17 protein-coding genes and 1 pseudogene are annotated in these 23229 nt (G+C 76.5%); 9 read left to right on the top strand and 9 right to left on the bottom strand.

What is annotated here, in order from left to right:
- The first annotated feature begins 29 nt into the window (after positions 1-29).
- From xylA to KDL28_RS37625, 3 genes are all read left to right on the top strand, one after another.
- Positions 30-1220: a xylose isomerase gene (gene xylA / locus KDL28_RS37635; RefSeq protein ID WP_252446287.1), complete on the top strand. Its 1191-nt coding sequence runs from the start codon at positions 30-32 to the stop codon at positions 1218-1220.
- Positions 1217-2614, top strand: coding sequence for a xylulokinase (locus tag KDL28_RS37630; protein WP_252446270.1), 1398 nt, complete (start codon positions 1217-1219; stop codon positions 2612-2614). Before xylA ends, KDL28_RS37630 begins: the two co-directional genes overlap by 4 nt.
- Before the next feature lie 118 nt (positions 2615-2732).
- Complete coding sequence (locus KDL28_RS37625) at positions 2733-3863, top strand: ROK family transcriptional regulator (protein WP_252446269.1); 1131 nt, start codon at positions 2733-2735, stop codon at positions 3861-3863.
- 3 nt (positions 3864-3866) lie between these two features.
- On the opposite strand, the gene KDL28_RS37620 is transcribed toward KDL28_RS37625, so the two are convergent.
- Positions 3867-4865, bottom strand: a complete 999-nt coding sequence (locus tag KDL28_RS37620) for a potassium channel family protein (protein ID WP_252446286.1) — start codon at positions 4863-4865, stop codon at positions 3867-3869.
- A 191-nt stretch (positions 4866-5056) separates the two neighbouring features.
- Here KDL28_RS37620 and KDL28_RS37615 point away from each other — a divergent pair, with 191 nt between their 5' ends.
- The 4 genes from KDL28_RS37615 to KDL28_RS37600 are packed head-to-tail and all read left to right on the top strand — an operon-like array spanning position 5057 to position 7988.
- The gene (locus KDL28_RS37615) at positions 5057-5632 is read left to right on the top strand and encodes a DUF3558 domain-containing protein (protein ID WP_252446268.1); all 576 of its coding nucleotides are present in this window, start codon (positions 5057-5059) and stop codon (positions 5630-5632) included.
- 24 nt (positions 5633-5656) lie between these two features.
- Positions 5657-6010 carry a WXG100 family type VII secretion target gene (locus KDL28_RS37610; RefSeq protein ID WP_252446267.1) on the top strand — a complete coding sequence of 118 codons (354 nt, stop codon included), beginning with the start codon at positions 5657-5659 and terminating at the stop codon, positions 6008-6010.
- Complete coding sequence (locus tag KDL28_RS41200) at positions 6010-7434, top strand: PPE domain-containing protein (protein ID WP_305882285.1); 1425 nt, start codon at positions 6010-6012, stop codon at positions 7432-7434. Before KDL28_RS37610 ends, KDL28_RS41200 begins: the two co-directional genes overlap by 1 nt.
- A gap of 20 nt (positions 7435-7454) precedes the next feature.
- Positions 7455-7988 carry a DUF1697 domain-containing protein gene (locus tag KDL28_RS37600; RefSeq protein WP_252446266.1) on the top strand — a complete coding sequence of 178 codons (534 nt, stop codon included), beginning with the start codon at positions 7455-7457 and terminating at the stop codon, positions 7986-7988.
- A gap of 4 nt (positions 7989-7992) precedes the next feature.
- Here the strand turns inward: KDL28_RS37600 and KDL28_RS37595 are convergent, their stop codons facing one another.
- The 3 genes from KDL28_RS37595 to KDL28_RS37585 all read right to left on the bottom strand — a co-directional run bounded on the left by KDL28_RS37595 (position 7993) and on the right by KDL28_RS37585 (position 15841).
- Positions 7993-11346: an ATP-dependent helicase gene (locus tag KDL28_RS37595; RefSeq protein WP_252446265.1), complete on the bottom strand. Its 3354-nt coding sequence runs from the start codon at positions 11344-11346 to the stop codon at positions 7993-7995.
- A 26-nt stretch (positions 11347-11372) separates the two neighbouring features.
- Positions 11373-12269 (bottom strand): family 16 glycosylhydrolase, encoded by an 897-nt coding sequence (locus tag KDL28_RS37590; RefSeq protein ID WP_252446264.1) that lies wholly within the window; start codon positions 12267-12269, stop codon positions 11373-11375.
- A 239-nt stretch (positions 12270-12508) separates the two neighbouring features.
- On the bottom strand, positions 12509-15841 hold the full coding sequence (locus KDL28_RS37585) for an ATP-dependent helicase (protein WP_308216121.1): 3333 nt from the start codon (positions 15839-15841) through the stop codon (positions 12509-12511).
- Between the two features lie 109 nt (positions 15842-15950).
- Between KDL28_RS37585 and KDL28_RS37580 the strand changes: the two genes are divergently transcribed.
- Complete coding sequence (locus KDL28_RS37580; protein WP_252446263.1) at positions 15951-16730, top strand: alpha/beta fold hydrolase; 780 nt, start codon at positions 15951-15953, stop codon at positions 16728-16730.
- 2 nt (positions 16731-16732) lie between these two features.
- The gene (locus KDL28_RS37575) at positions 16733-17026 is read left to right on the top strand and encodes an MGMT family protein (RefSeq protein ID WP_252446262.1); all 294 of its coding nucleotides are present in this window, start codon (positions 16733-16735) and stop codon (positions 17024-17026) included.
- Here KDL28_RS37575 and KDL28_RS37570 read toward each other — a convergent pair.
- The 5 genes and pseudogenes from KDL28_RS37570 to KDL28_RS37550 all read right to left on the bottom strand — a co-directional run.
- Positions 17000-17707, bottom strand: coding sequence for a sirohydrochlorin chelatase (locus KDL28_RS37570; RefSeq protein ID WP_252446261.1), 708 nt, complete (start codon positions 17705-17707; stop codon positions 17000-17002). The two genes, KDL28_RS37575 and KDL28_RS37570, sit on opposite strands and share 27 nt — an antisense overlap.
- Positions 17704-18879, bottom strand: coding sequence for a uroporphyrinogen-III synthase (locus tag KDL28_RS37565; protein ID WP_252446284.1), 1176 nt, complete (start codon positions 18877-18879; stop codon positions 17704-17706). Before KDL28_RS37565 ends, KDL28_RS37570 begins: the two co-directional genes overlap by 4 nt.
- A gap of 235 nt (positions 18880-19114) precedes the next feature.
- Positions 19115-20503 (bottom strand): MFS transporter, encoded by a 1389-nt coding sequence (locus KDL28_RS37560; RefSeq protein ID WP_252446260.1) that lies wholly within the window; start codon positions 20501-20503, stop codon positions 19115-19117.
- A gap of 122 nt (positions 20504-20625) precedes the next feature.
- A complete protein-coding gene (locus tag KDL28_RS37555) occupies positions 20626-21444 on the bottom strand; it encodes a TIGR02569 family protein (RefSeq protein WP_252446259.1) in 819 nt (272 codons plus the stop codon).
- 191 nt (positions 21445-21635) lie between these two features.
- Positions 21636-23229, bottom strand: a pseudogene (locus KDL28_RS37550) (hypothetical protein); the annotation flags it as partial.

Genomic DNA, 23229 nt, shown 5'->3' with positions numbered 1-23229 from the left:
GTTTGTACGGTCATCGAACAAAGGAGTCGATCATGCCGCAGCCCACCCGCGAGGACCGCTTCAGCTTCGGGCTGTGGACGGTCGGCTGGCCGGCCCGCGACCCGTTCGGCGACGCCACCCGCCCCGACCTCGACCCGGTGCAGTCCGTGCACCGCCTCGCCGAGCTGGGCGCCTGGGGCGTCACCTTCCACGACGACGACCTCATCCCGTTCGGCACCGCACCCGACGAGCGCGACCGCATCATCGCCCGCTTCAAGAAGGCCCTGGACGAGACCGGCGTCGTCGTCCCGATGATGACCACCAACCTGTTCACCCACCCGGTGTTCAAGGACGGCGCCTTCACCAGCAACGACCGCGGGGTGCGCCGCTTCGCGCTGCGCAAGGTGCTGCGCAACCTCGACCTCGCCGCCGAGCTCGGCGCCAAGACCTACGTCTTCTGGGGCGGCCGGGAGGGCGCCGAGGTCGACTCCGGCAAGGACATCCAGGCCGCACTCGACCGCTACCGCGAGGGCATCGACCTGCTCGCCGCCTACGTCAAGGAGCAGGGCTACGGCATCCGGTTCGCGATCGAGCCCAAGCCGAACGAGCCCCGCGGCGACATCCTGCTGCCCACCCTCGGCCACGCCCTGGCGTTCATCGCCGAGCTGGAGCACGGCGACATCGTCGGGATCAACCCCGAGGTCGGCCACGAGCAGATGGCCGGGCTGAACTACACCTCCGGCATCGCCCAGGCGCTGTGGGCGGGCAAGCTGTTCCACATCGACCTCAACGGCCAGCGCGGTGTCAAGTACGACCAGGACCTCGTGTTCGGCCACGGCGACCTGCTCAACGCGTTCTCCACCGTCGACCTGATCGAGAACGGTGCCCCCGGCGGGGGTCCCGGCTACGACGGCCCCCGCCACTTCGACTACAAGCCGTTGCGCACCGAGGACGTCGATGGCGTGTGGGCGTCGGCGGCGGCCAACATGAGCACCTACCTGCTGCTCAAGGAGCGGGCCTCGGCGTTCCGCGCCGACCCGGAGGTCGTCGAGGCGATGGCCACGGCGGGCGTCGCCGAGCTGGCCAAGCCCACGCTCAACCCGGGCGAGACCGTCGCCGACCTGGTGGCCGACCGGTCGGCCTTCGAGGACTACGACGCCCAGAAGGCCGGTGAGCGCGGCTACGGCTTCGTCCGGCTCAACCAGCTCGCCCTCGAGCACGTCATGGGCGCCCGGGGATGACGCTGGTGGCCGGGGTGGACTCGTCCACCCAGTCGTGCACGGTCGTGGTCCGCGACGCGGAGACCGGCGCGCTCGCCCGCCAGGGCCGGGCGACGCACCCCACCGGCACCGAGGTCCACCCGGACGCCTGGTGGGACGCGCTGCAGGCGGCGATCGCCGACGCCGGCGGGCTGGACGGCGTCGGCGCCATCGCCGTGGCCGGCCAGCAGCACGGCATGGTGTGCCTGTCCGCCGACGGCCGGGTCGTGCGCCCGGCCCTGCTGTGGAACGACACCCGTTCCGCGCAGGCCGCGCAGGACCTGGTCGACGAGCTGGGCGCGCAGGCCTGGGCCGACGCCACCGGCACCGTCCCGGTCGCCTCCATCACCGCCACCAAGCTGCGCTGGCTGGCCACCCACGAGCCGGACAACGCCGCCGCCACCGCGGCGGTGTGCCTGCCCCACGACTGGCTGACCTGGAAGCTGCGCGGCACCGGCGCGCTCGACGACCTGGTCACCGACCGCGGCGACGCCAGCGGCACCGGCTACTTCGCCACCACCGGCGAGTACCGGCGCGACCTGCTGGCCCGCGCCTTCGGCCGCGACGACGTCGTGCTGCCGCGGGTGCTCGGGCCCTCCGACGACGCCGGGACCACGCCCGACGGCATCCGGCTCGGCCCCGGCACCGGCGACAACGCCGGTGCCGCGCTCGGGCTCGGCGCGGTCCCCGGCGACGTCGTGGTCTCGCTCGGCACCTCGGGGGTGGTGTCGGCGGTGAGCCCGAAGCCCACCGCCGACGCCACCGGCATCATCGCCGGCTTCGCCTCGGCGACCGGCGAGTACCTACCGCTGGCCGCCACCCTCAACGCCGCCCGGGTCCTCGACGCGGCGTGCGCGCTGCTCGGCGTCGACCACGCCGAGCTGTCGCGGCTCGCGCTGAGCGCCCCCGCCGGCTCCGGGGGGCTCGTCCTCGTGCCGTACCTGGAGGGCGAGCGCACCCCCAACCGGCCCGACGCCACCGGCGCCCTGCACGGCCTCACCCTCGCCACCTCGACCCCGGCCCACCTGGCCAGGGCCGCGGTCGAGGGGCTGCTGAGCGGGCTCGGCGACGCGCTCGACGCCCTGGTCGCCGCCGGGGTGCCCGCGCGCAGGGCGTTCCTGGTCGGTGGGGGCGCCCGCTCGGACGCGGTGGCCGCCATCGCGCCCGCGCTGCTCGGGGTGCCGGTGCTGCGCCCGACCCCCGGCGAGTACGTGGCCGACGGCGCCGCCCGGCAGGCGGCCTGGGTGCTCACCGGCGGGCCCTCCGCGCCCGTGTGGTCCGGGGCCGACGCCGAGTCGTTCGAGGCCGAGCCGCAGCCCGCGGTGCGGGAGCGCTACGCCCAGGTGCGCGAGATGACCGCCGTCCGGCTCCGGTGATCCCGTCCCCCGCAGGCGGACCCGCCCGCGAGGTTCGGGAAAGCCACGATGCCGCCCTCTCCGGGCAGCATCGTGGCTTTCCTGAACCCGGGACGGGGCGGTCCGCCCGAGGCGGCCGGTGACGACGGGCGAGCCGGTCCGGCGCGGCGCGGGGTCGGCCCAGCAGACCGTGCGCCGGCACAACCTCGCCCTCGTGCTGCGCGAGATCGCCGAGGGCGAGCCGGTGTCGCGGGCCGGGGTCGCGCAGCGCACCGGGCTCACCCGGGGCACGGTGTCGTCGCTGGTCGAGGAGCTGATCGCGGACGGGCTGGTCACCGAGCTGGCCGTCGCCCGCGGCACGACGGGCCGCCCGGCCAGCCCGTTGCAGCTCAACCGGTCGGGCCCGGCCGGGTTGGGTATCGAGATCGGTGTCGACGAGGTCGGGGTCTGCGTCGTCGACCTGTCCGGGACCGTGCGCGCGCAGCGCAGCGCAGCGTCCGACCACCGCACCCGGGAGCCGGCCGTCGGCCTCGACCGAGCCGCCGCGCTGGCCGCCGAGGTCGTCGCCGAGGCCGGGTTGCCGGTCGAGGGCGCCGGGGTGGCGCTGCCCGGCGTGGTCGGCCGCGACGGCGTGCTCCAGCGCGCCCCGAACCTCCCCCGCTGGGTCGACGTCGCCGTCGACGCCGAGCTGGCCGCCCGCCTCGGGCTGCCGGTCGACGTGGGCAACGAGGCCGACCTGGCCGCCGCGGCCGAGCTGTGGTTCGACGGCGGTCCGCCCGACTTCGTGCACGTCTCCGGCGGGATCGGGGTCGGTGCCGGGATCGTGCTGGGCGGCGAGCTGTTCCGCGGACCGGGCGGGCGGGCCGGGGAGCTCGGCCACGTCGTCGTCGACCCGGACGGGCCGGCGTGCAGCTGCGGTGGCCGCGGGTGCCTCGAGCAGCTGGCCGGCCAGCGGGCCCTGCTCGAGCTGACCGGCGCCCGGGACGTCGAGGCGCTGCTCCGCGACCCCGGTCGGGCGACGGCCGTCGCCGGGCGGGCCCTGGGCGTCGCGCTGGCCGGTGTCGTCAACCTCGTCGACGTCCCGACCGTCGTGCTCGGCGGCCTCTACGCCCGGCTGGGCGAGCCGCTGGCGGCCGCGGTCACCGCGGAGCTGCGGTCGCGCGTGCCGTCGCGCCCGGAGGTCACCGTGCGGCTCTCGGAGCCCGACGCCGGAGGAGCGCTGCGGGCCGCCGCGGCGCTGGTGGTCCGCAGGCGGCTGCGCAGGCCCTGAGGATCAGTCCTCGTCGGGGCTGCTGGCCTTGCGGACGTAGAGCAGCCGGTCGCCCCGCTCGAGCGCGTCGACCACCGAGGCGTCCACCCGGTGCAGCTGGTCGCCGCGCACCACCCCGAGCACGATGTCGGCCAGGTGCCGCGGCGACCCGCCCACCTCGGACTCCTCCACCGGCCGCTCGCTGATCGCGAACCCGGCGTCGGGCGTGAGCAGGTCCTCGATGACCTCCACGACCGACGGCGTGGTGGTGGCCGCACCGAGCAGCCGGCCCGCCGTCTCCGCGGAGACGATCACCGAGTTCGCCCCGGACTGGCGCAGCAGGTGGACGTTCTCCGACTCCCGCACCGACGCCACGATCCGGATCTGCGGCGCCAGCTCGCGCGCGGTCAGCGTGACCAGCACGGCCGTGTCGTCGCGGTTGGTCGCCACCACGATCGCCGCCGCGTGCTGGACACCGGCGATGCGCAGCACGCTGGACCGCGTGGCGTTTCCCGTCACGGTGACGAGACCGAGCGCCGAGGCGGCGTCGAGCTGGCTGCGGTCGGTGTCGACGACGACGATGTTGGTCGGCTCGGCCCCCTCCCCCAGCAGCGTCTCCACCGCGGCCCGCCCCTTGGTGCCGAAACCGACGATGACCGTGTGGTCGCGCACGCGGGCCCTCCAACGCTGGACCTGGAACGCCTGGCGGGACCGCTCGGTGAGCAGCTCCACGGTGGTTCCGACGAAGGTGATGAGGAAGATCAACCGGAGCGGGGTGACGAACAGCGTCGTCATCAGCCGCGCCGCCTCGCTGACTGGCACGATGTCGCCGTAGCCGGTCGTGGAGACGGACACCGTCGAGTAGTAGAACGCATCGAGGAGGCTGATGCCGTCCTCGCTGTTGTTGTCGACGTAACCGTCGCGGCCGAAGTACACGATCAGCGCCGTCGCCGTCAGCGCCCCCAGCGCGATCGCCACCCGCTGGAGCAACGACCGCAGCGGGCTGACCCCCGACTCGGGCATCCGCACCGGCCCGACGAGCGACGGGTCGACGACGGCCCGCCTGCGTCGATCTCTCCGCACGCGCGGACGATAGCGCGCGAACCCGCCGATCCCGGCCGTGGTGCCCACTTCCACGCACCGCGAGCGGTGCGCTACGACGAGTTCACCGAAACGGGCCCGGCGGGCGGGGACGCTGCTCTACCGTCGGCCGCATGCGCCGCCTGCTCATGCTGCTGACCATCGCGATTGCGGTAGTGAGCTGCTCGGCGCCGGTGGCCGGGGAGGCGAGCCCTGCGAGGCAGGGAGCGGAGGGCACCGGCGATGCCGGCCTCCCGACCCGTCCTCGCGAGTTGCCCCTCGATGACGTGGATCCCTGCGCTCTCCTCACCCCTACTCAGCGCACTGATCTAGGCATCACCAGCGAGCCGCTTCCCGATACCACCGACGCGCCGCTCTTCGCCGGGCGAACCTGCTCGATGACCGGCTTCGAGCCCCGGGACATCGGCGTCAGCTTTGCACTCGCCACCGGCAGCGGCATCGCGGAGCTGCTCGCTCCCGGCACTCTTGGCGACGAAGTGACACCAACGACCATCGCCGGCTTCCCTGCCGTCATTGCGAAGCCGGAACTCCCCAACTTCTGCTCTGTAGATGTCGATGTAGCCGAAGGCCAATTCCTCGACGTGCAGTTCCACGACTCGGGAAGCGAACCCCCGATCCCTCCCGACCAGCTGTGTCGAGACGCCGTGCGAGTCGCCGAAGCGGCCATGGAGACGCTGCAACGCAGCTGACCGTCGAGCACAGGAGGGACCCACATGCCCGAACTGCAGCCGTCGACCCTGCGCGTCGACCCGGACAAGATCAGATCCATGATTTCTACTTATGAGAATGCCGCCAATCGGGTCTACTCGATTCTGACGGACTTGAATCGACGAGGGCGGATAGAAGTGCCGTGGGCCGCCGACAGGGTCAGTGTTGAGATGACCAGCCACTACAATGCGCAGGTCTTCGACGGCGAGTACAGCACCTATGCGGCCATCAAGAAGTACGAGTCTGAACTGCGGGCCGTGACCAGGACACTGCGCGACATCTTGGCTGGCTACGAGAGGACCGAGGCAGAGGCCGAGGCGGCCGTCCTCGCCGCCGGGCGCCCGGGGGGCGGTTCGTGATGGACGACATCAGGTGGAACGGGCTCACCCACCAGGAGATCTACGACCAGGTCTGGGCGGGCCCCGGGCACCTGGCCTCGGTGGACGCCCAGGGCATGTGGGTGAGCGTCCAGCAGGAGCTCGCCGAGGTCGACCTGTCCCTGCAGGCGGAGACGAGGAACCTCGGCGAGGGCTGGGCGGGAACGACCGCTGCAGAGGCCGCGCAGAACCTCGAACTGCTCGGTTCGTGGGTTCGGCAGGCCGTGCGCTCCGCGTCGATCACGGGGGCGGCGCTGGACACCCAGGCCGAGCACGTCGCGACCATGCGCAACACCATGCCCGCGCCGCCGGCGCCGGTGTCGGTGTGGGATCCGGAGAGCTTCACCGGGGGCAACCCGTTCGGGCCGATCTCGCTGGTCGGGGACTGGCAGGCCGAGGAGGTCCGGCGGGCGGAGCTGGCCAACCAGGCCGTGCAGGTCATGGAGACCTACACGTCGAACTCGGCGCGCAACAAGCCGCACATCCACCCCTTCGCCACGCCGATCACCGTCACCGCGGGGTCCACCGATGGTGGCGGGATCTTCTCGCGCGTCTTCAGCGGGGTCGCCGAGGCGGCCCGGAACGCAGCGGCGGTCATCGCGGCCAACGCGGCGCAGGTGCCGGGTGGGCCCGTCCCCGGGTCGGTGGCCGGTGGGGCCGGGGCGGGGGCGGCCGGGGGGTTCCCCGTGCCCGTCGCGCCGGGTCCGGCTGGGCCCGGCGGCGGGCCGGGCGGGCGGGTGCCGGGTGGGCCGATCGCTCCCCTGCCGGGTACTCCCGTCGGCGTACCGGTGCCGGGCACGGCTCCGGGACCGTCGGGACGCACCACGCCGGGGCCGGGCGGGCCGGGGCGGCCCGGTGGCGGGCTCCCGCCGGGAGACCCGATCATCCGCGGGCCGGGTGGCGCGCCCAATGGCGGCATCCCCGGCCGCGTCCCCGGCGGCGTTCCGGGCGGAGGTCCAGCCGGAGTTCCGGCCGGCGTTCCCGGTGGGCTGCCCGGGGGCGGTCGGGTCCCGGGCGTCCCGATCCCGGGCGTCCCGATCCCGGGCGGCGCCTTCCCCGGAGCCGTCCCGGGCGGCTCCGCACCGGGCGGCCTCCCCGGCGGCGCCGCACCGGGCGGCGTCCCGGGCGGCACCGGGCCGGGTGGTCTCCCCGGCGGCACCGGGGCCGGCGGCGCACCCGGAACCGGCGGGACCGGCGCGGGGGCGGGCGGCCAGGCGCCCGGCACGACCGGGCGCTCGCCCGGCGCCGGCTACATCCCGGGGGCCGGTTTCGGCGCCGGTGCGGGCGCGCAGAACCGCGAGCACCGGCGCCCGTCCTACCTCGTCGACGACACCGACGCCTTCGGCGACGACCGCTGGTTCACCCCCGCCGTCATCACCCCGTTCGACGTGCTCCCGCGCCGCTGACCCCGCTACCCTGCCCGACCGTGCCCCGCTACGCCCTGCTCCTGCGCGGGATCAACCTCGGCCCCCGCCGCCGCGTCGCCATGGCCGACCTGCGCGCCCTGCTCGACGGCGCCGGCTACACCGAGGTCCGCACCCACCTGCAGAGCGGCAACGCGGTGCTCACCGGGCCCGACGCCGACCCGGTCGAGCACGAGCGGCGGATCTCCGCGGCCATCGACGCCGCGCTGGGCATGGACGTGCGCTGCGTCGTCCTGACGGCCGACGAGCTGCGGGCGATCGTCGACGGGCACCCCTTCACCGACGTGGCCGACAACGGCTCGCGGATGATGGCCCACGTGCTGGCCGAGCAGCCCGACGCCGAGCAGCTCGCGGCGCACGACCCGACCGAGCTCGACCCGGAGAACTCCCGGCTCGGGCCCCGGGTGATCTACCAGTGGTGCCCGGACGGGCTGATGGGCGCGCCGCCCGTGGGCGGGTCCGCGGAGAAGCACTGGAAGATCATGGTGACCGCGCGCAACTGGAACACCATGACCAAGCTGGCCGAGCTGATCTGATCGGTCAGCCGGCCAGCGGCACGGAGCCGAGCAGGTCGCGCAGGCCGTCGGCGTCGAGCAGGTCGGCGGGGCGCAGGGTGACGTCCTGGCGCACGTAGTGGAACGCCGCCCGGACCCGGTCGAGCTCGCAGCCCGCCATCGACGCCCACGCCAGCCGGTAGACCGCGAGCTGCACGGCCAGCGCGGGCAGGCGGTCCGGACCGGGCAGGGCGCCGGTCTTCCAGTCGACGACGGTGAAGCCGCCGTCCTCGTCGCGGAACACCGCGTCCATCCGGCCCCGCACCCCGACCCCGGCCAGCACCGTCTCGAACGGCACCTCCACCTCGACCGGTGAGCGGTCGGCCCAGGCCGAAGCCAGGTAGGCGGCCTGCAGGTCCTCCAGGACGTCGTCGGTGGCCGCGCCCTCGTCGGCGGCGCCGGGCAGCTCGTCGATGTCGAGCAGGCCGACCGCGCCGAAGCGCTGCTCCAGCCACGCGTGGAACGCGGTGCCGCGGCGGGCGTGCGGGTTGGGGGCCATCGGCAGCGGGCGGCGCAGCACCGAGGCCAGTGCGGCCGGGTCGTCGGCGAGCTCGACGAGCTGGCTCACCGACAGCTGGGCCGGCAGCGCGACGGTGGGGCGGGCGCGGGCGGCGGCGCGCTCGGCCAGCAGCACCTCGACGTCGGCCGCCCAGCCCTCCGGGTCGCCGTCGCCGTCGTCCTGGTCGTCGTCGGGCGGGGCCCCGAACTCGTCCTCCGGGGGCTCAGCGGGCTCCTCCGGGCCGAGGAGGTCCAGCTGGGAGCCGGGGGGCACCGCCGCGGCGGCCGCGACCCTGGCCTCGTCGAGGCCGCGCAGGGCGGCCCGGACCAGTTCGGCGCCGGCGTGCACGTCGGCGGAGCGGTCGCCGAGGGGATCGACGGGCCACTGCGCGGTGGGCTGCTCGAGGGTGGCCGGGTTGACCTCGCCCTCGGCCGGCTCGTCGGCCCACTCCTCCGGCGCGTGCGCGGCGGCCACCTCGACCAGGAACTCCGAGGGCCGGCGCGGCTTCTCCCCGGTGGCGCCCCACCGGTGCCCGGACACCAGCAGCACCCGCTCGGCCCGGGTCAGCGCCACGTAGAACAGCCGCCGCTCCTCGGTCAGCCTGCGCTCGTCGAGGGCCTCGGAGTGCTGCTTCACCAGGTCTTCGAGCTGCTTGCGGTCGGCGGTGTGGTCGGAGCTGTCGGGCAGGTCGATGCCGGGCAGGTCGGCGGCGTCGCCGCGCAGCGGGACCGGCAGCTCGGCGGGGCTGGTCAGCCAGGTGCCACCGATCTTGCGGCCGGGGAAGACCTGGCTGACCAGGTGCGGGATGGCCACGACCTGCCACTCCAGGCCCTTGGCCGCGTGCACGGTGAGCACCTGGACGCGGTCGGTGGACACCTCGACCTCGCCGGGCGAGAGCCCGTCCTCGGCGCGCTCGGCGGTCTCCAGGTAGTCCAGCAGGGCGGGCAGGGTGGCGACCTCGGCGCCGGTCGCGAAGTCGGCGACCACGTCGGCGAACGCGTCCAGCTGCGCCCGCCCGACCGGGCCGGGCCGGGCGGCGGTCTCGGCGTCGAGCAGCAGGATGCGCTCGGCGTCGGCGACGAGGTCGGTCAGCGGCGCGGAGGCCCGCGAGCGCAACCAGCCCAGCTCGCGAGCCAGCCGAGTGATCCGGGCGTAGCCCAGCGGGGAGTACCGCTCGGCCGGACCCGGGTCGTCCAGGGCGTCGACCAGCCCGGCCTGCTGGGCGTGCTCGCCCGGCAAGGCGCCCAGCGCCAGCTCCGACGGCGTCAGCGGCCCGGGGCGGGCCGGGGCGCCGGGCACGATCTCGCGGGCCCGCTGCCACAGCGCGGACAGGTCGGAGACGCCCAGCCGCCAGCGGGCCCCGGTCAGCAGCCGGACGGCGGCCGGCCCGGACAGCGGGTCGGCCACCAGCCGCAGCGCGCTGACCAGGTCGCGGACCTCCGGTGTGTCCAGCAGCCCGCCCAGCCCGACCACCTCGACCGGCAGCCCCCTGGCCCGCAGCGCGGTGGCGATGGCGTCCATGTCGGCGCGCCTGCGCACCAGCACCGCCGACGTCGGCGGCGACTCCCCGCCCTGCTCCCAGCGCTCGGCGACGGCGTCGGCCATCCAGGCGATCTCGGTGGCCGCGTCGGGCAGCAGCGCCACCCGCACCCGGCCCGACCCGGCGCCCGGGCCCGAGCGCAGCGCCCCGACGCCGACCGCTCCGGGGGCCTCGCGCAGCGGCGCGGAGACCGCGTTGGCCAGCGCCAGCACCTCCGGCGGGTTGCGGAAGCTGGTCATCAGCCCGTACTCGTCGGCCGGGCCGTCCGGGCCGGGGAAGTCGGTGCGGAACCGCACCAGGTTGCCCGCGCTGGCCCCGCGCCAGCCGTAGATGGACTGGCACGGGTCGCCCACCGCGGTGACCGCCGGGCCCTCGGTCCGCACGGGCTCGCCGGGCTGCGTGCCGAACAGGGCCCGCAGCAGCACGCGCTGGGAGTGGCCGGTGTCCTGGTACTCGTCGAGCAGCACGGCGCGGAACGTGGTCCGCTCGACCTCGCCGACCTCGGGGTGGTCGGCGGCGACGCGCGCGGCGATGGCCAGCTGGTCGGCGAAGTCGACGGCGCGCTCGGCCCGCTTGCGCGCGGTGAACGCCTCCACCAGCGGCAGCAGCTCCATCCGCATCCGCTGGGCGTCGATCCAGCGCCGGTAGGTCTGGGACGGCTCGGCGCGCTGGCGCTTGCCCGGCGGCGCCGCGGCCAGCACCGAGATGACCCGTTCGGCGTGGGCGCGGACCTGCTCGGGCTCGACCAGGTGCTCGCCCAGCTCCCCGGCCAGCGCCAGCAGCCAGCCGGTGACCGTCGGCGGCATCACGTCGACGTCCAGGTCGTCGGCCCAGCTGCTGACGACCCGGTGGGCCAGCTGCCACGACGCGGTCTCGCCGAGCAGCCGGGCGGCGGGCTCGGCGGGCAGCCGCAGCGCGTGCTCGCCGACCAGCCGCCCCGCGTAGGCGTGGTAGGTGGAGATGGTCGGCTCGCCGGCCACGACGGCCGTCCGCCGCTCCCCGCTGGGGTCGAGCTCGTCGAGCAGCCGGGACGCGGCCAGCCTGCGCAGCCGGGAGCGCACCCGGCTGCCCAGCTGCTGGGCCGCCTTGCGGGTGAAGGTCAGGCCCAGCACCTGCTCGGGCAGGACCTGGCCGGTGGCGACCAGCCAGACCACCCTGGCCGCCATCGTCTCGGTCTTGCCCGCCCCGGCCCCGGCGACGACGAGCGCCGGGCGGGCCGGGGCGGCGATGACCGCGGCCTGCTCCTCGGTGGGAGGGGGCAGGCCGAGCGCGGTGGCGAGCGCCGCCGGAGTCAGCTCCACCGGCAGATCATCCCCTCGCGAAGGGCCTAGAGCTCGTAGACACGCACCCAGTCGACTTCGAGGGACACCTCGTCGGGGGTGGTCTCGTCGCGCTCGGGCAGCCAGTCCTTCTTCGGCCCCTGGTCGAGCTGGATGGTCAGGTGCATCGGCGTCTTCGGGATGGCTTCGAGATCGGTGGTCTCGAAGTGCTTCTTGCCGTCCACGAACCAGGTGAGCCGGTCGGGCAGCCACTCGACGGCGAAGGTGTGCCACTCGGTGTAGTCGCCCGGGACCGACGTGCCGACGATGTTGTTGTCCTCGCCGTAGTGCAGCACGAAGTGGGCGCGCACCCGGTCCTCGGTCGGCACCTCCATCATGTCGATCTCGCCGTCCTCCGGCCACTGCTCGGAGTCCGGCCACAGCAGGATCGCCGAGCCGAAGCCGCGCCCGGGCTCGGTGCGGGCGCGGAACTCCCAGCGCCCGTAGAGCTGGCCGTGGGAGTGGCCCATGCCGCCGGAGACCTCGTCCCGACCGGTGATCTTCAAGGTGCCGTCGGAGACCGAGATCGCCTCGGGCCGGCGCAGGCCGTTGCCGAAGCCGCCGATGCTGTCGTAGAGGTTCCAGGTGTCCTCGTCGAGGCCGCCGTCGAACTCGTCGCCGCCGACCCGCTTCCAGTCCAGCTTGGGGCCCGCGTCCTCGGCGGCCTTCTTGACCTCCGACTTGGGTTTGGGCTTGGGCGTAACGGTGGGGGCCGGCGGAGCGACCGTTGTCGTCGGGATCTCCGGAACCGGGGGCAGTTCCACCTTCTGCGGGAGCGCGTCGAACAGGTCCGGCCCGGAATCGGGGGCGGCCGGGGTGGGGTCCGCGCCTGCGCAGGCGGCCACCGAGATGGCGACCGCCACGCCGGCCACCGCTGCGCGGACGCGCACCGGGATGTGGGGCATTGCGTCTCCTGCCTGCGAGTACCACGAGCCGGGGGGGAGCTTGGGGGAGCGCCGGCGTCGAGGGACCGTACCTTCCCCTGCGTGGCGCGCGACAACTGCGCTCCGCAGGGACGTGCTGACACCAGGTAGACGTCCCGGGGCCCGGCGGGTTGCGATGAGGTCACGACCTCACCCGAGTGGGTTACCGACTCTTTACCAACGAGCGACGCACGGACGGGTTACGCGCCCGGCCACCGGGCTCACTGACGGGGCACGGAGCGGCCCGCGTCGTGCAGGGGGCAGCTGGTGCGCACGGGGCAGCGCTCGCAGTCCGGGCCGAGGCGGGCGATGAACGTCGAGCCGGAGGTCTCCTCAGCGCAGCGCTCCACGACCGAGCGCCAGTGCTCGACGTCGACCTCGTCCAGCGGCGGCTGCACCGGCTCCTTCGGCTGGCCCCCGGCCTTCTGGTCGGCCACGTAGACCAGCCGGGCGCCGCCCGGGCCGCGGCCGGGGTCGAGCAGCTCGCCGAACGCGCCCAGGGCCGCGGCCAGCTGGTACACCGCCAGCTGCGGGTGCTCGGCGGCGGCCCGGGCGCTGACCGCCGCCTTGCCGGTCTTGACGTCGACGACGACGGGCCGGCCCTCCGGGTCGACCTCCAGGCGGTCGACCCGGCCGCGCAGCCGCAGCCACGGCCCCCCGCCCGGGCCCTCCATGTCGAGCTGGACGGGCTGCTCCACCGCGACCAGCCGCAGGCCCTCGGCCCGGCTGGAGCGGACCCAGCCGTCGAAGGCGGCGAGCATGCCGCGCACCCGGTCGAGCTCGCGGCGGCCGAACCACGGCGCCCCGGCGTCCAACCGGGACCACGCCTCGCGCAGCGCGCCCTCCAGCTCGGCGCCGTCGGCGCCGGCCGCGCCCGCCTGCACCAGCGCGTGCACCAACGAGCCGGTGACGGCGGCCAGCGCGCCGACGTCTCCCCCGCCGTGGCGCTCCAGCACCCAGCGCAGCGGGCAGCGCACGATCTTCTCGACGTCCGACGGGGACACCGGCACGACCTCGCCCGGCACCCGCAGCGGGCCGTCGGAGGAGACCGGGGCCAGGCCGTACCAGTCGTCGGGGTGGGCGCCCGGGACGCCCGCCTCGGCCAGCCGGGCGAGCTGGACCGCGGCGCGGTGGCGGCGCGCCCGCTGCTGCGGGGTCTCGGCGGGCGAGGCCACCGCGCGGCGCAGCTCGCCGACCAGCTCGGCCAGCACGAGCGAGCGCCCTGGCCGGTGCAGGGGGCGGTCGGCCTGGCCTGCGGGGACCGGGTCGAGCTCGTCGAGGAAGCGGGATGGCTGCTCGTCGTCGCCGGGCGATGCGCCCTGCGGGGCTCCCTGCACCGCGCTGACCAGCAGCGTGTGCCGGGCCCGCGAGCAGGCCACGTAGAACAGCCTGCGCTCCTCGGCCAGCAGCGGCGCGACCCGGGAGACCTTGGCGTCGGGCTCGGCGACTCCGGCGACGACGTCGACCAGCCGCTCGTTGCCCAGCAGGCTGCCGCGCAGGCGCAGGTCGGGCCAGGTGCCCTCCTGGACGCCGGGCACGGCCACCACGTCCCACTCGCGCCCGCGCGCAGCGTGCGCCGTGAGCAGGGCGACGGCCTCGCCCTGCGGGGCCCGCGGGGCCAGCGAATCGCCGGGGAGCTGCTGCTCGGCCAGGTACTCGGTGAAGCTGGCGACGTCGGCGCCGGGCAGCCGGTCGGCGTGCCGGGAGGCGGCCGCGAACAGCGCGAGGACGGCGTCGAGGTCGCGGTCGGCGGCCGCGCCCACCGGGCCGCCGCGCGCGCTGGCGTCGCTCCAGCGCGGGCCCAGTCCGCTGTGTTGCCAGACCCGCCAGAGCACCTCCTCGGCGCTCTCGCCGTGGCGGGCGGCCTCGCCCGCCACGGCCAGCAGCGCGCCGACCCGGCGCAGCGGGGCGGTCTCCTGCGGGGGCAGCGCGGTCAGCGGGTCGGGGCGGCCGCGGGCGGCCGCCCGCAGGGCCTCGACCAGGAGCGGGTCGCTGCCGATCCGCTCGGCCTCCGCCGGGGCCACCGGCGCGCCGGGCGGGCGGCGGTCGGGGCCCCCGCCCGCGGCGTGCAGGCGCAGCAGCCCGCGGCGCAGCCTGCGCATGCGCATCGGGTCGGCCGAGCCGAGCGGGGAGGTGAGCAGCGCGGTGGCCGCGTCGGCGTCGAGCTCGCCGGGGCGGGTGGCGTAGCGCAGCACGAGCAGCAGCGGCACGACGGCGGGCTGGCGCCCCAGCGGCAGCTCGTCGTTCGGGGCGGCGATGGGCACCCCGGCGGCCAGCAGGGCCCGGCGCAGCGTCGGCAGCGAGCGGCGGGTGGAGCGGGCCAGCACGGCCATCCGCGACCAGGGCACGCCACCGGTCAGGTGGGCGCGGCGCAGCTGGTCGGCCACCCAGCCGGCCTCCTGGGCCGCCGAGCCGAACACCCGGACCCGGACGTCGCCCTCCGGGCCCGGGTCGCCCGGCGGGGCGACCCGGCGGCGCCCGCTCCCGGCGCCGGGGAGCCGCGCGGCGAGCCGCCCGCACGCCTCGCGGACGGCGGGCGCCCCCCGGTGGTCGACGGTGAGCACCACCGTCTCCGCCTCGACGGCCCGCATGCCCTCCGGGTCGGCGCCGCGGAAGTTCAGCACGGCCTGGTCGGGGTCGCCGGCGAGCAGCACCGTGGTGGCGGTGGAACCGAGCACCCCGACCAGCTCCATCTGCTGCGGGTCGAGGTCCTGGGCGTCGTCGACGGCGAGGTGGCGGATCCGGTCGCGCTCGGCGGCGAGCAGGTCGGGGTCGGCGGCGAGCGCGTCGAGGGCGGCGGCCACCAGCTCGGCGGAGTCGAGCGCGGGGGCGGTGGCCTGCGGGGCGCCCCGGCCCGCCGCCCCGCGCAGCAGGTTGACCTGCTCGTAGACCCGGTAGAAGCGACCGGCCGCGCGCCACGCGCCGACGTCGTGGCGCTCCCCCATCGCGGTCAGCTCGTCGGGGCCCATCCCGCGCTCGCCCGCCCGGAGCAGCAGCTCGCGCAGCTCGGCGGCGAAGCCGGGCAGGCCGATCGCCGGCAGCAGGCGCTCCGGCCAGCCCGAGCCCGGGACCGCCTCGGCGACCTCGCCGGCCAGCAGCTCCCGGACGACGACGTCCTGCTCGGCGCTGGCCAGCAGCCGGGGCGGCGGGTCGCCGTGGCGGGCGGCGTGCAGGCGCAGCACGCCGAACGCGTAGGAGTGCACCGTGCGGACCAGCGGCTCGCGCAGGGTGCGGTCGGTCGCGCCGCCGCCGACCAGCTCGCCCAGCCGCTCGCGCAGCTCCCCGGCGGCCCGCCGGCTGCCCACCAGCACGAGGGTGCGGGCCGGGTCGGCCTCGGGGCCGGCGCCCGCGGTGATCCGGGCGGCGATGGCGGCCAGCAGCAGCGTCGTCTTGCCGGTGCCCGGGCCACCGACCACCCGCAGCGGACCGGCGCGGTGGGCCAGTACCCGGCGGGCCGCCTCGTCCCACACCGGCTCGGCCGCCCGCGCCCGCGGGACGCGGACCAGCCCCGGCGCGAGGGCGCCGGGGCGGACGGACCGCGCGGTCGTGGACACGCTCCGATGCAACCACGCGCCCCCGACAGCCCGGCGCCCCACCCGCTGCCCGGCCCGACGTCGGGTGGAGCCCGGGACGGTGTCGGACCCGCGTGGCACGATCACCGCCGTGACCGTCGAACCGGCCCCGCTCAACGTCGTCGAGTTCGGCCCGTCCGACGCCCTGCCGGTGCTGGCGCTGCACGGGGTCACCGGGCACGCCCGGCGCTGGGCCGTCGTGGCCGGGTCGCTGCCCGGCGTCCGGCTGCTCGCCGTCGACCTGCGCGGGCACGGCCGCTCGCCGTGGGTGCCCCCGTGGAACCTCGAACGCCACGTCGCCGACGCGCTGGCCGTGCTCGACCGCTTCGGCCTGGACCGGGTGCCCGTCATCGGGCACTCGTTCGGCGGCGCGATCGCGGTGCACCTGGCCCGCGCGGCGCCCGAGCGCGTGGAGCGCCTGGTCCTGCTCGACCCGGCGCTCGGCCTCGACCCGCAGGACATGCTGGAGACCGCCGAGGAGAGCCGCGCCGAGCTGTCCTTCCCCGACCTGGCCGCCGCGCGCGCCGACCGGGCCGGGCGCTGGGAGGGCGTCGACGCCGCGCTCGTCGAGGCGGAGCTGACCGAGCACCTCGTCGCCGACGGCGACCGCTTCCGCTACCGCTACAGCCCGGCATCGGTGGTCGCGGCGTGGTCGGAGATGGCCCGACCGGCCGCGATCCCGCCTGCCGGCACCCGCACGCTGGTCGTGCCGGCCACCAAGGCCGACTTCGTGCGGCCCGGGTGGCTCGCGGCCTGCCGCGACGAGATGGGCGATGCGCTCACCGTGATCGAGGTCGACGCCGGCCACATGCTCTACCTGGAGCGCCCCGCCGAGACCACCGCGCACATCGCGGCGTTCCTGGCGGGCTGAGCGTGGACGAGGAGACCGTCGAGCGGGTGCGCGCCGCCGTGCTGGCGGTGCCGCCCGGCGAGACCACCACCTACGGCGAGATCGCCGAGCGGGCCGGGCTGCGCTCGCCCCGGCTGGTGGGCCGCATCCTCGCCGAGGACGGCCACGACCTGCCCTGGCACCGCGTGCTGCGCGCCGACGGGTCCTGCGCCCCGCACATCGCGCACGAGCAGAGCGACCGGCTGCGCGCCGAGGGCGTCATCCTGGTGGACGGGCGGCTGCCCCGGCCCTCACGCCGTGCGCCGCGCTCCGGATAGCGCCGCCCGGTAGCGCTCGCCGACCAGCTCCACGACCGCCGGGTGGTCGGCGAGCGGCCCGGCCACGGCGTCGGCCCCGCACTCGTCGAGGCGGCGCTGGAACAGCCCGGGGGCGAGCAGCCAGCTGGCCACGGCCACCCGCTCGGCGCCGTCGCGGCGCAGCGCGGCCACCGCGTCGACCACCCGGGGCCCGCCGATGGCGACCGTCGCGAGGGTGACCGGACCGCCGAGCAGCCGGCCGAGCCTGCGGGCAGCGCGGGCGCTGTCGGCCCTGGCCCGCGGGTCGGAGGAGCCCGCGACCGCCATCACCACGGCATCGCCCGGTCGCGCGCCGGCCTCGGCCAGCCGCTCGGCGGCCGCGGCCACCAGCGCCGGGTCGGGCCCGAACGTCTCGGCCACCAGCACGTCGTCGAACGCGGCCAGCTGTGCGGGCACGTCGCTGCGCACGTGGTAGCCGGCGGCCAGGAACATCGGCACCGCCACGCACGGCCCGCCGCCGAGCTCGGCCACCGCGTCGGCCGGGGTGGGGCGGCGCACGTCGGCGAAGCCGACCGCCACCCGCACGCCCAGCCGGGCCCTGGCCGCCGCGGCGACCTGCTCGGTGACGACGGCGCCCGCCGGGTCGCGCGTGCCGTGCGCGACCAGCAGCAGGGCGGGCTCGACCGGTGGGGCGGGGCTCACAGCGCGTCTCCGTGCAGGCAGTGGCCGCCGACCGGGACCGGGTCCGCGGCGGGGTCGAGGGCGAGCCGGTAGCCGCGCTTGACCACGGTCTGCACCAGCCGGGGCTCGCCCAGCGCGGCGCGCAGCCGGGTCATCGCCGTCTCCACGGCGTGCTCGTCGTCGCCGCCGCCGGGCAGGGCGGCCAGCAGCTCGGCGCGCGGCACCACCCGGCCGGGCCGCCGGGCCAGCGCGCGCAGCAGCGCCATCCCCGCCGGTGGCACCATCCGCAGCACCCCGTCGACGAGGACGGCGTGCCCGCGCAGCTGCAGCCGGTGCCCGGCCACGGGCAGCGAGCGGGTGCGGGTGGGCACCTCCGCCTCCAGCGCGCGCACCATGGCCCCGAGCCGCGAGCGCTGCGGCTGCAGCGTCGGCACGTCGACGGCTTCGAGCGGGGCCGCGGTCACCGGGCCCACGCACACCGCGAGGACCGGTCCGCGCAGCGCGGCCAGCAGGTCGTCGCGGAGGCCGCGCTCACCGGCCCTGGCCAGCAGGCTGGCCGCGGCCGGGGCGCTGGTGAAGGTCAGCACGTCGACGCCGCCGCCGAGCACCGCGTCGATCAGCCGGTCGAGCGGGGCGATGTCGACCGGGGGCACCCATCGGTACACCGGGACCTCGACGACCTCGGCCCCGGCCACGCACAGCGCCTCGACCACGTCCGGCAGGGGCTCGCCGTGCAGCTGGACGGCGATGCGCAGCCCGTCGACACCGCGTTCGAGCAGGTGCTCCAGGACCTCGGCGGAGGACTCCGACGGCGGTGACCAGGCGTCGACCAGCCCGGAGGCCCGGATGGCGCCGCGCGCCTTCGGGCCGCGGGCGATCAGCCTGCTGCGCCCCAGCGCGGTCAGCAGCTCCTCGCCGATGCCCCACCCGTCGGCGGCGGACACCCAGCTGCGGAAGCCGATGCCGGTGGTCGCCACGGTGATGTCGGGCGGGGCCGCGATCAGCGCCCGGGTGGCCTCGGCCAGCTCGGTGTCGTCGGCTACCGGGACGATCCGCAGCGCCGCCCCCTGCACCACCTCGGCCCCGCGCCTGCGCAGCATCGTGGCCAGCTCGTCGGCGCGGCGGGCCGCGGTGATCCCGACGGTGAAACCCGCCAGCGGCGCCACGGCGGTGGCGGGCACCGCGTCGTTCATCGCCGTCGACACGTCGGTCCGCCCTCCTGGCTCGTCCTCGCGGTCGGCGCGCCGTGGGCACCGCGGTGTCCCCCACGGTACGCAGCGCCACCACCTCGATCGGCTTCGACTTCGTCACTGTCCCGCTGCCCGCGCCGCCCGGTCACGGGCAGCGACGCTAGGCAGCCCGCGTTACCTGCACCGCGACGCGCGATGACACCGGCGTAACACCGGTGCCACCGCGCCACCGGGCCGGTCAGACCCGCACCGAGGCCAGCCGCGGCCGCGCACCGGCGCGCACCGGCGCCACCCGCACGTAGACCGCGTAGGTGACGGCGACGCAGACGACGTAGAACGCCAGGAAGGCCCAGAACGCCGGCACCCCGGAGCCGGCGGCGGCGAAGGACTGCCGGAACGCCAGGTTGATCAGCAGCCCGCCGAGCGCGCCGACCGCGGAGATCAGCCCGAGCGCCGCCCCGGAGACCCGTCGGGCGTGCCGCAGCGCGGGGCCCTGCTCGGCGCCCTCGGCGATCCGGGCCAGCGCCTCCCGCCGGAAGATCGCCGGGATCATCTTGTAGGTCGAGCCGTTGCCGACGCCCGCGAAGAAGAACAGGCAGATGAAGCCGGCGGTGAACAGCCCCAGCGAGCCCAGCCCGGACGCCCCGATGCACAGCAGGCTGGCCAGCGCCATCGCCGCGAAGTTCCAGAACGTCACCCGGGCGCCGCCGAGGCGGTCGGCCAGCCAGCCGCCCAGCGGGCGGATCAGCGAGCCGATGAGCGGGCCAATGAAGGTGACGGCGGCGGCCTCCAGCGGCGTGCGGCCGAACTGGGTCTGCAGCACCAGCCCGAAGGCGAACGAGTAGCCGATGAAGGAGCCGAACGTGCCGATGTAGAGGAACGACATGATCGCCGTGTGCCGGTGCGCCAGCGCCAGCTTGGCCGCGCCGGTGTCGTTGCGCACGCTGGTGATGTTGTCCATGCCCAGCGCGGCGACCACCGACACGACGACGATCAGCGGGATGTAGACCCCGAGGATGATCTTCGGTTGGCCCGCCCCGGCCACCGCGATGATCAGCAGCGCGACCAGCTGGATCACCGCGACCCCGATGTTGCCGCCACCGGCGTTCAGCCCGAGCGCGAGGCCCTTGCGGGCGTCCGGGTAGAAGGCGTTGATGTTGGTCATGGACGAGGCGAAGTTGCCGCCGCCCACCCCGGCCAGCGCGGCCATCAGCAGGAACACCCAGTAGGGCGTGCCCGGCTGGAGCACGAACGCCGCCGCGACGGTGGGCACGAGCAGCAGCAGGCCGCTGATCACCGACCAGTTCCGGCCGCCGAAGCGGGCCACGGCGAACGTGTAGGGCACCCGCAGCACCGCGCCGACGAACGACGCCGTCGACACCAGCAGGAACTTGGCCGCCGCGTCCAGGCCGTACTCCGGCCCCATGAACAGCACGAAGACCGACCACAGGGTCCAGACCGAGAACCCGACGTGCTCCACGGCGATGGAGGCCCACAGGTTGCGGCGGGCGATCGGGGCACCGACGCGCCGCCAGAACGCCGGGTCCTCCGGTTCCCAGTGGTCGATCCAGCGGCCGCGCACGAGCCCTTCCGAACGGGTGCCGGGGTCGATCGGGGCGGTACTCACGCCAGGCCTCCTCGGGTGTCGATGACATCCCGAAGCTAGGAACGCGCCGTTACCCGGCGATGCGGGTCGTGTGACGGCACGGCAAAGCTGTGCTCACCACCCCGCGGGACCCGTGTGAGTCCTCAGAGCAGGGCGCTGACCAGCCCGGCGGCCCGCTCCAGGCCCTCCAGCGTGCTCGACGAGGCCTCCGGGTGCTGCGCGTGCAGCGCCAACCGGAACAGCACGGCGCGCAGCAGCGCCTGCGGCCACTCGTCGGTGTCGGCCCAGCGCTCCAGCAGCCCGCGGTCGCCCCCGCCCCAGGCCACGGCGTCGACGACCACGACGGCCGAGGCCCATTCGGCGGGCCGCCAGCACGGCACGAGCTCGACCAGCGCGGGCACGCCGTGCTCGTCGAACAGGACGGCGCCGAACAGCTCCGGGTGCACCAGCTGCGGGGTCAGGTGCAGCGGCGCCCGGTAGGCGGCGAGCTGGGTGAACAGGGTGCCGCCGGTGGCCGGGTCCAGCGGGACGCGGCGCTCGCCGAACGCCGCGGCGGCGGAGCGCGTGGCCAGGTCGTCGCGGCCGTCGAGCAGGCGGGGGCGGTCGACGCCGGCGAGGGCCTCGTGCAGGCGGAGCGCCGTGGTCAGCACGGCGTCGTAGCGGGGCTCGACGGTGCCGGCGACGTACCGGTTGGCCGCCCACCCCCCGACGACCCATCGGCCGTCGGAGGACCGCACGGGCTGGGCGACGCGCAGCCCGTCGACCTTCAGGCCGTCCAGCACGCCCGCCGACCAGGCCGTCACGACCTTGTCCGGGACGGGGCGCAGCAGCAGCTCGCCGCAGCGCCACGCCCGGCGACCGGCCCACACCGCCGGGCGGGGCTCCACGTCCGCGACCCCGAAGGCCGAGCGGACGTGCGGTGGCAGCGCCCCAGCGGACGGCAGGACGGGAGCAGCGGTCACCCGGGGCACGCTACCGGCGGCGCCGCCCGGTTCCGGGCTGCCACGCGGACCGGGGACGTCACGTTCAGTCCGCACGGGGACCCCCGGTTGACCCGAAGGAGTGGCGGGCACGCCCGGCACCCGTCCGGGTCGCGCCCCGGGCCTGCGGGAAGCGCCCGGCCCGGTGGAGCCCACGGACGTGGCGCCGGCGCTCAGCGCGGGAGCACCCCGCCGCCGGCTCCGCCGACGGCCGAGCCGAGGCCGCCACCGTCCTCCAGGCGACCCGAGCCGCCCGAGGTCGCGCCCGCGGCGGCCCGACCGGCGGCGTCGGCGACGGCGGAGCCGAGGCCGCCACCCTCGACGAGCCGCCCGTCGCCGCCCGACGTCGCGGCGGACGCCGCCTCCCCGGCGCCACCGGCGACCGCCGAGCCCACGCCCTCCTCGCCGTCGTCGAGCGTGGCGGTGGCGGTGCCCGGGGCGTCGTCGGTGTCGTCGGTGTCGTCGGTGTCGTCGGTGTCGGCCTCGGGTTCCCGGTCGCTGGACGAACCACCCCGCGCCGGACCGGACCCCCGCTCGCCGTCGCCCCCGTCGGCATCCGGGCGGGCCGGCTGCTCGCCGCCGCGGTCGTCGGTCGTCCGGGCGTCGCCACCCTCGGCCTCGACGGCCTCCAGGGCCTCGGCCCGGACGTCGTCGGTGACCTCGGCGTCGTCGGGCAGCGGGGTGCGGATCGCGCTGCGCACGCTGTCCTGCAGCCGGCTCAGCTCCTCGCGGCCGGCCTCGAGCCGGTTGCGGTGCTGGTCGCGCTGGTCCTCCAGGGCGGCCACCTGCGCCGCCTGCTCGCGCGAGCCCGGCTCGCGCGGGGTCCTGGCCAGCGCGTCCTCGACCGAGCGGAGCGAGGCCTCGGTCGTGCGCAGCTCGTCGCGGGCCTGGTTGAGCGAGGTGTAGGTGGACAGCTGCGCCTGCAGCGTCGCCTGGCGCCGCTCGAGCTCCTCGCGGCGCTCGCGCAGCTCGGTGATCGCGGTCGGCGGCTCCTCGTCGTCCAGGGCCGCGGGCGTGTCGTTCCACGCCTCCTCGGCGGCGTCCAGCTCGACGAGCTGCTGGTCGACCGACGTCAGCGCCGTCCCGGCCCGGGTCGCCCACTCGTCGTCGCCGGTGAACTCCGGGGCCATCCCGACCGGCACCATCATCATCACCGGCGGCGTGGGCTGCGACCCGCTGAAGGCGTAGCCACCGGCCAGCACGCCGATGATGCCGAGCACGGCCAGCGAGCGGCGCCCGGTCGACGGTGGCCCGGTGATCCGCGAGCGGTGCCGGGGCAGGGCCGGGCCTGCGCTCGCGCCGCGTTCGCCTCCGGCATCCCCGGAGGCCGGGTCCGGCCCGCGGCCGGACCGGATGGCCCTCCCCCGCCGTCCACTCGCCGCACCGCCCGCGGGCGCGGCGGCCGGGCGGGCGGGCCGGGTCGTGGCGGACGGCCCGGAGTCGTCCGGGGTCGCGGCGGGGCGGGCCGGGCGGGTGGGCGCGGACGCGAGCCCGTCGGGCGGCGTGCCGGGCCCGCGCCGCGCGGCGCTCGGGTGCACCGGTCCGGCCGGACCGTGCGGCGGGAAGCCGGCCGGTCCGGGTTCCGCGGGCCGCGGGGCGGGGGGCTGCTGCCCCGTCCACCCGTCGGTCGGGCGGCGCCCGTCGCCGGCGGGGGGAGCGGGCCACCGACCGGTCGACGGTCCGGCGCCCACCGGGCCCCGGCCGCTCGGGTGCGGGTCGGGGCCGGCCGGGGCCGCGGACGGGGGCGGCCAGTGGCCCGTCGGCGCG

Source organism: Pseudonocardia humida, assembly GCF_023898865.1.
GTDB lineage: Bacteria > Actinomycetota > Actinomycetes > Mycobacteriales > Pseudonocardiaceae > Pseudonocardia > Pseudonocardia humida.
Note: the sequence above shows the minus strand (reverse complement) of the source record. Positions and strands in the feature narration are given on the sequence as shown.

Coding starts and splice junctions, on each gene's coding strand:
- KDL28_RS37630 (WP_252446270.1), top strand. CDS start 1,217: ATGACGCTGGTGGCCGGGGTGGACTCGTCCACCCAGTCGTGCACGGTC.
- KDL28_RS37620 (WP_252446286.1), bottom strand. CDS start 4,865: ATGCCCGAGTCGGGGGTCAGCCCGCTGCGGTCGTTGCTCCAGCGGGTG.
- KDL28_RS37615 (WP_252446268.1), top strand. CDS start 5,057: ATGCGCCGCCTGCTCATGCTGCTGACCATCGCGATTGCGGTAGTGAGC.
- KDL28_RS37610 (WP_252446267.1), top strand. CDS start 5,657: ATGCCCGAACTGCAGCCGTCGACCCTGCGCGTCGACCCGGACAAGATC.
- KDL28_RS41200 (WP_305882285.1), top strand. CDS start 6,010: ATGGACGACATCAGGTGGAACGGGCTCACCCACCAGGAGATCTACGAC.
- KDL28_RS37590 (WP_252446264.1), bottom strand. CDS start 12,269: ATGCCCCACATCCCGGTGCGCGTCCGCGCAGCGGTGGCCGGCGTGGCG.
- KDL28_RS37565 (WP_252446284.1), bottom strand. CDS start 18,879: ATGAACGACGCGGTGCCCGCCACCGCCGTGGCGCCGCTGGCGGGTTTC.